Origin of the sequence: Erythrobacter sp. HI0063 (assembly GCF_001635685.1) — a bacterium.
GTDB lineage: Bacteria > Pseudomonadota > Alphaproteobacteria > Sphingomonadales > Sphingomonadaceae > Qipengyuania.
On the sequence record NZ_LWFF01000261.1, the window covers coordinates 23,446 to 29,445 of the forward strand.

Consider the following 6,000-nt stretch of genomic DNA (forward strand, 5'->3'; position numbering starts at 1 on the left):
GCAAGCCGCACCGCGCAGTTGCGAAACGCCCCTTCGATAGGTTCATACCGGATCATTCACTCTCCACGAGCGGTCTTGATTACTGTCAAAATTTGTACGAATTCGACACCGCTGGGTCTTGGACAGGATGCTTGGAGCCTAATCGGCGATTTCTAGCTGGGGGTTGGAAATGGCGACGCTGCGCAAGAAGAGAGTATCGAACGATCCGCCTCAACACACGCCTCTGATCGGGCGCACGGGCAGGGCACACGATGGCAATGCGCTCGCGTATAATGTTGCTCCCGCACGCGATCTGCGGCCGTGGGTGGGCTGGTTTGCCGCCACCCATGCGGAAAAGCCCGATAACGAAGTGCTCGAAGGCGGGATCCTTGGCGATCATGCGGCCATCCGGGTTTGCCACGGCGGCACCTGGACCGCCCTGACAGCCGATGGGCCGCGCGTCTTCGCTCCGGGCGAGAAAGGCATGGCGCTGTATTTCGGCCCGCAGAGCAAGGTCATGCGAACATCGGTCGACGGCTCTTTCAAGGTCATCAGCATTTATCTCGGGGTCGGCGGTGCGCAGGCGCTCGGCGCACCGGCGCAGAGCGAAATCGTCGATCGCGTCATGGATTTCGACGAACTCATGGGGCGCGGTCATTTCGCCTCGCTGTTCGATTTCGCAGCGCCGCCGCAGGTCTGGTACGACACGTTCGCGCGCGATTTCGGGCGCTATTTCCAAGAGGTGACGCCTCCGCGCCCGGATCGCATCGCGCTGGAGTTCGAAACCTGCACGCTTGCGGACCCGGATTTCACGCTTCAGGACTTCGCCGAAGCGAACGACGTGTCGATCCGCACCGTGGAACGGGTGGTGCGCAAGGCTTACGGGCTGACGCCGAAACAGGTCATGCGCCGGGCCCGCGCGCTCGATCTCGCTGCGGCCTTAATGGGCGTGGCGATGAGCGAGGAAGAGGCGGAAATGAGGCTGCGCTATTTCGACCAGTCGCATCAGATCCGCGAAATCCGCCATTTCTTCGACCGGACTCCGCGCCAATTGCGCGAAGAGAGCAATCCGCTGCTGATGCTCAATCTGGAGATCCGCCAGTCGCGCCGGATGGAGGCGTTGAAGCGCCTCTCGCCGGACAAGCCCGCCCCGTGGCGCGATCCGCGGATGGAAATCCGGCCGCGCTGACAGAAGCGCTCAGTCGAAGAGCGAGCTGACCGAGCTTTCGTCCGCGATCCGGCGCACCGCTTCGCCGATCAGCGGCGCGATGGTGAGAATGCGGATGCGGTCCGAATCCACCGCATCGTCGGTCGCGCGGATCGAATCGGTGATGACCAGTTCCTTGAGCGCCGATTTGTCGACGCGCGCCACTGCGCTGCCCGACAGGACACCGTGCGTGATGTAGGCCGCCACGCTGCTGGCCCCCTGATCGAGCAAAGCCTGCGCCGCATTGCAGAGCGTGCCGCCCGAATCGACGATATCGTCGATCAGGATGCAGTGGCGCCCCTGCACATCGCCGATGATGTTCATCACCTCCGATTCGCCCGGTCGATCGCGCCTCTTGTCGACGATGGCGAGCGGCGCGTTGTCGAGCCGCTTGGCCAGCGCGCGGGCGCGCACCACGCCGCCGACATCCGGGCTGACGACCATCAGATCCTGATCGCCATAGCGCGCCTGGATATCGGCCGCCATCACCGGCGCGGCATAGAGGTTATCGGTCGGGATATCGAAGAAGCCCTGGATCTGCCCGGCGTGAAGATCCACGGCCAGCACGCGGTCCGCGCCCGCATGGGTGATCAGATTGGCGACCAGCTTGGCCGAGATCGGCGTGCGCGGGCCGGGCTTGCGGTCCTGCCGCGCATAGCCGAAATAGGGCACCACCGCCGTGATCCGCCGGGCCGAGGCGCGCTTCAGCGCATCGATGCAGATCAGCAATTCCATGAGATTGTCGTTGGCCGGAAAGCTCGTCGACTGGACCACGAACACGTCTTCGCCGCGCACGTTTTCGTGGATTTCGACGAAGATCTCCTCGTCGGCGAAGCGGCGCACGCCGGCATCCACCAGCGGCATTTCGAGATAGCCTGCGATCGCCCGGGCGAGCGGCAGATTCGAATTGGCGGCCATGATCTTCATGTGGGAGCGAATCCTTACGTAGCGCGGTCTCGCGCCCCGCCTAGCCGAGCGACATCGTATTGCAACATAGGGGCGGTTTTTGCCCCCATCGGCCTACTTCGCCTGATGTTCGCCCTTGATCCATCTGACGGTGCCCGAGCTCGCGCGCATCACCACGCTTTCGGTCGTCATTTTGCCGTTGCGGCGATATTTCACACCTTCGAGCAGGGATCCGCTGGTGACGCCGGTGGCGGCGAAGATGCAGTCCCCCTTCACCAGATCGTCACGCGTATAGATCCGGTCGAGATCCTCGATCCCCCACTTCGCCGCGCGCGCCTTCTCGTCATCGTTGCGGAACACCAGCCGTCCGTTGAACTGCCCGCCGACGCAGCGCAGAGCCGCCGCCGCCAGCACGCCTTCGGGTGCGCCGCCCTGGCCCATATACATATCGATCGTGGTGTCCTCGTCGGTCACCGCGATCACGCCTGCCACGTCGCCATCGCCGATCAGCACCACACCGCAGCCCAGCGCGCGCAATTCGGCGATGAGATCGGCATGGCGCGGCCGGTCGAGCACGCAGACGATGATCTCGCCCGGCTCCACGCCCTTGGCTTTGGCGACTGCCTTCACGTTTTCGGTCGGCGATTTGGCGAGGTCGATGATCCCGTCGGGATAGCCCGGCCCCACTGCCAGTTTGTCCATATAGACGTCGGGCGCGTTCAGAAGATCGCCTTCGCCCGCCGCCGCCAGCACGGCCAGCGAGTTCGGCCCGGCCTTGGCAGTGATGGTCGTGCCTTCGAGCGGATCGAGCGCGATGTCGATCTTGGGCCCCTTACCCGGCGCGCCGCCGACCTTTTCGCCGATATATAGCATCGGCGCCTCGTCGCGCTCGCCTTCCCCGATCACGACCGTGCCGTCCATATACAGCTCATCGAAAGCCTGGCGCATCGCTTCGACCGCGGCAGCGTCGGCGGCCTTTTCATCGCCCCGCCCGATCAGCTTGGAAGCCGCGACCGCCGCCGCCTCGGTCACGCGGACCATTTCGAGCACGAGGATACGGTCGAGCGGATTGCGAGCAGTGTCGGTGGTCGAGTTCATGGCCGGTTCAGTCCCCAAAGCGGTCTTTGCGCGGCGGAGTAGACAGGGAGGATGGGCTTGTCGAGACAATCGGCGCCAGGGCTGGTGCGCATACCGTTTCGAACCGGCCAGATCGGGCGAAGGTTGCCGTTATCCGCGATCACCTTCTTGTTTCTCGCCGCGCCCGTCGCCCTCGCCGCCCAGCAGGCCGAACCGATCGCGTCGCCCACGCAGGCAAGCCCGCCCGAACGAGTCGATCTTCTCGCCCAGAGCCGTGAGATTGCCAGCGAGAATGCGGAAGGCGAGCTCGAAAATTGCAGCGAGACCGACGAAGCGACGCTGATTTCGGGCGAGATCGTCGTCTGCCGAAGGTCGCGGGACGATACCGCTACCTACGGCTTCGACAAAAAGGCCTGGGAAGAACGCTATGCCGCCGAAACGCGCGGGGCCGATCCGGTCGATGTCGCAGGGCCCGGCATCTTTCGCGGTGCGCCGACGATTGGTGGCCTGTGCATACCGGGCCTGCAGAAATGCCCTCCTCCGCCTGCGATCGTGGTCGATTTCGCGGCTCTGCCCGAAGCGCCGCCGGGATCGGATGCAGACCGGATCGCGCGCGGCCTCCCGCCGCTCGGTCGCGACGGGCCGCGCCTGCCGCTGCCGCCTGCGCAGAACGCCGACACGCTCGATCTGCCTCCCCCGCCCGATTTTGCGGACGAGGACGAGGCCGCGCCCGTCAGTCCCGAAGGATCGGCAGCACCAGCGGCGCCGCAGTAAGGCTGTCCGACCCGTCGAGCAGGTCGAGCGCCTTGGCGACGCAGCGTTCGGGGCCTTCATGCGTGACCATGGCCACCAGCACTTCGCCCCCGTCCTGATCGCGGCCCTGCTGTATCAGGCTTTCGATCGAGACATCGGCGTCGCGCATCGCGGCGGTGATCTCGGCAAGGACGCCGGGACGATCGGTGACGGTGAAGCGGATATAGTCGCGCCCCACACGGTGGCCGGGATCGGCAGGCGCCATGGCGACAAGGTCCGAAACCGGGACCGAGAACGGCGCGCCGATATCGCCGCGCGCGATGTCGATCAGGTCGGAAACGACCGCACTCGCGGTCGGCCCGTCGCCTGCGCCGGCACCCTGGAACAGCAGGCGGCCGGAGAAATTCCCTTCCGCCACCACGGCATTGGTCGGCCCGTCGACATGGGCGAGCGGGTGGTGCTTGGGCACAAGGCAGGGGCGCACGCGCTGGAGCAGGCGGGGCGATCCGTCTTCCGCCATATCGCAATCGGCGATACCGACGAGGCGGATGACGAAGCCAAGCGTGTCGGCGCGAGCGATGTCGGCGGCGCGTACTTGCGTGATGCCCGTCACCGAAACCGCGTCGAAATCGATTCGCGCGCCGAAGCCGATCGCGGCCAGGATGGCGAGCTTGTGCGCCGCGTCCACCCCTTCGATGTCGAAGGCGGGATCCGCCTCGGCATAGCCCTTGGCTTGCGCTTCGGACAGGACGGCACCGAAATCCGCGCCGCTCTTTTCCATATGCGTCAGGATGAAATTGCAGGTGCCGTTGAGAATGCCCGATACGCGCTCGATCGCGTTCGCCGCTGCCCCTTCGCGCAATCCCTTCACCACCGGAATGCCGCCCGCGACCGCCGCTTCGAACTTGAGCGCAGCGCCGCCGATGGCGGCCGCTTCGGCCAGCGCCATCCCATGATGCGCGACCATCGCCTTGTTGGCCGTGACCAGCGACTTGCCCGCATCGAGCGTGCGGCGCGCCAGCGCCAACGCCGGGCCGTCCGACCCGCCGACGAGCTCGACCACCACATCGACATCGTCACGCTCCGCCAGCGTGGTCATGTCGTCGCACCAGGCATAGGGCGACAGATCGACACCGCGATCGCGTTGGCGATCTCGCGCGCTGACCGCGACGATTTCGAGTGGCCGTCCCGCCCGCGCTTCCACCACGGCGCGATTGGTTTCAAGCAGGCGCAGGACGCCCGCCCCGACCGTGCCCAGTCCGGCGAGCGCGATGCGCAGGGGTTTCGCGGCGGCCTCAGACATCGACCGTCTCCTTTGCGGTTTCGGCGATATAGGGTCCGAAAGCCTGTCGCACGGTATCGGGGATGCGGCGCGGCTCTCCGCTGTCGAGATCGATATGGACCTGGACCAGCGCGATCTCGGCGCGCAGATCGTTTTCTCCGGAAGTCTCGCCGGCCCCATGGAGTTCGATCCGCATCTGCATGCTCGAATTGCCGATCCGCAGGACCGTCAGCCGTCCCTCGACTAGTTCCTCCAGCCGAATCGGGCGCAGATAATCGACCTCGGCCTTGCGGATGTGGAATTCGATGTCGGGCATGCCTTCGGCGCGGCGCGCCCGGAAGAACTCCGACACGACGACATCGGCATATTCGAGATAGCGCGAATTGAAGACGACCGCCTGGGGATCGACTTCGGAATAGCGCACGCGGAAACGATGGGAAAACGGATCTGCCATGCCGCCGCGCCTAGCCGAGCGTGCGGCAGGGTGGGAACCAGTTTGTCTTGCCGCAGCCCTAGCTCTGGTTCGAACCGCGCCGTCGCTCGCACGCGCCGAGGCGGCTGATCACGTAACTGTAATCCTCCGCGGCGCGCGCGCGGCTTTCCGCATCGCGCGACAGATTCGCCTCGGCAGGCAGAGTGCGTGGCAAAGCGCAGGCAAGGCGATACCATTCGAGAGTACCGGTGCGCGGCGGTCGCGCCGCCTGGTCGACGATCTCGGTCCACGACACGCCCCAGCGCGGTTCCATCCCCGGACGGCGCACGACGGTGATCGAAACCGGCCCGTCATTCGCCGTGT

Annotated in this window: 6 protein-coding genes and 1 pseudogene; 2 read left to right on the forward strand and 5 right to left on the reverse strand. The window is 65.6% G+C overall.

Annotated features, from left to right (window positions below):
* The first annotated feature begins 169 nt into the window (after window positions 1-169).
* The gene (locus tag A3736_RS08320) at window positions 170-1,168 is read left to right on the forward strand and encodes a helix-turn-helix domain-containing protein (protein ID WP_082851387.1); all 999 of its coding nucleotides are present in this window, start codon (window positions 170-172) and stop codon (window positions 1,166-1,168) included.
* Between the two features lie 9 nt (window positions 1,169-1,177).
* Here A3736_RS08320 and A3736_RS08325 read toward each other — a convergent pair whose 3' ends face one another.
* On the reverse strand, window positions 1,178-2,113 hold the full coding sequence (locus tag A3736_RS08325; protein WP_067681549.1) for a ribose-phosphate pyrophosphokinase: 936 nt from the start codon (window positions 2,111-2,113) through the stop codon (window positions 1,178-1,180).
* Window positions 2,114-2,206: 93 nt separating this feature from the next.
* Entirely contained in the window at window positions 2,207-3,190 is a 984-nt protein-coding gene (glpX, locus tag A3736_RS08330; RefSeq protein WP_067681552.1) for a class II fructose-bisphosphatase, read from the reverse strand.
* Between the two features lie 57 nt (window positions 3,191-3,247).
* Between glpX and A3736_RS17575 the strand changes: the two genes are divergently transcribed.
* Window positions 3,248-3,943 (forward strand): hypothetical protein, encoded by a 696-nt coding sequence (locus A3736_RS17575; protein WP_197465550.1) that lies wholly within the window; start codon window positions 3,248-3,250, stop codon window positions 3,941-3,943.
* Here A3736_RS17575 and A3736_RS08340 read toward each other — a convergent pair.
* The 3 genes and pseudogenes from A3736_RS08340 to A3736_RS17580 form a co-directional block, all read right to left on the reverse strand.
* A complete protein-coding gene (locus A3736_RS08340; protein WP_067681559.1) occupies window positions 3,903-5,225 on the reverse strand; it encodes a homoserine dehydrogenase in 1,323 nt (440 codons plus the stop codon). The two genes, A3736_RS17575 and A3736_RS08340, sit on opposite strands and share 41 nt — an antisense overlap.
* Window positions 5,218-5,658, reverse strand: a complete 441-nt coding sequence (locus A3736_RS08345) for a thioesterase family protein (RefSeq protein ID WP_067681562.1) — start codon at window positions 5,656-5,658, stop codon at window positions 5,218-5,220. The genes A3736_RS08340 and A3736_RS08345 overlap by 8 nt, the downstream gene beginning before the upstream one ends.
* A gap of 58 nt (window positions 5,659-5,716) precedes the next feature.
* A pseudogene (locus A3736_RS17580) lies at window positions 5,717-6,000 on the reverse strand (hypothetical protein); the annotation flags it as partial.